The sequence below is a fragment of the Alcanivorax profundi genome (assembly GCF_003597125.1).
GTDB classification, from domain to species: Bacteria; Pseudomonadota; Gammaproteobacteria; order Pseudomonadales; family Alcanivoracaceae; genus Alcanivorax; species Alcanivorax profundi.
In genome coordinates this window covers 1-836 of sequence record NZ_QYYA01000041.1, presented here as the reverse complement: position 1 = coordinate 836, position 836 = coordinate 1, and the positions used below count along the sequence as shown (strand labels likewise).

The 836-nt window shown below is 51.1% G+C and carries 1 protein-coding gene; it reads right to left on the bottom strand.

The features are described 5' to 3' along the window. Positions 1–828, bottom strand: an 828-nt coding sequence (locus D4A39_RS18985) for an RNA-directed DNA polymerase (RefSeq protein ID WP_267899613.1), incomplete at its 3' end; no start/stop codon positions are given. Positions 829–836 lie beyond the last annotated feature (8 nt).

Genomic DNA, 836 nt, shown 5'->3' with positions numbered 1-836 from the left:
CCGTCCAAATGATGAGCTCGCCTTGGCTATCCGCAATTCAACTTCATCATCGATGTTCACTGATCTGGAAAGCGTGCTGCCAAGGTAGGTGAACTTGTCAACAGTTTTCAGGGGTTCTCCTTCCACGGTGATGACCGGTTCCACATATGGTTTCTGCGGGGCGGGTTGGTGTAAGACTTCGGTCTTCTTGGTGCTGATGGTGAGACCGAAGCTTTTGCAGGCATTGGAAAAGCAGTTCATACTCTGCTGCATCTTGTCCTCTGTGTCGGCATTGAGAGCACAGTCATCTGCGAACAGAAGGTCGCGCACAGAGCCCTCTTCCACCTTGGTCTTTGCTTGTAGCCTCCGTAGGTTGAATAGTTTGCCATCAGTCCTGAACCTGATCTTTATGTTGGTTTCTTCGTCATTGCAGAAGGCATCTGACAGCATCGCCGAAAACATCATGCTGAAGAGTGTAGGCGCGAGAACACCGCCCTGCTTGACTCCGTTGGTGACTGGGAATGCATCAGAGGAATCGCCGTCATCCAGTACTCGAGCAAGCATGCCATCGTGGAACTGTCGTACCATGTTGATGAACTTGTCTGGACAGCCAAACTTTCTCATGATCTTCCAGAGTCCTTCGCGGCTGACAGTGTCAAAGGCTTTGGTCAGGTCAACAAACGTTGTGTAGAGATCTCTGTTCTGTTCCTGACACTTCTCCTGGAGTTGACGGGCGGCGAAGATCATGTCAACTGTCCCACGTCCTTTTCTGAAGCCACATTGACTCTCTGGCAGGTATCCGTCTTCCATGTGCTGTGTGAGTCGGTTTAGGAGGACTCTAGCAAGGATCTTGCCGG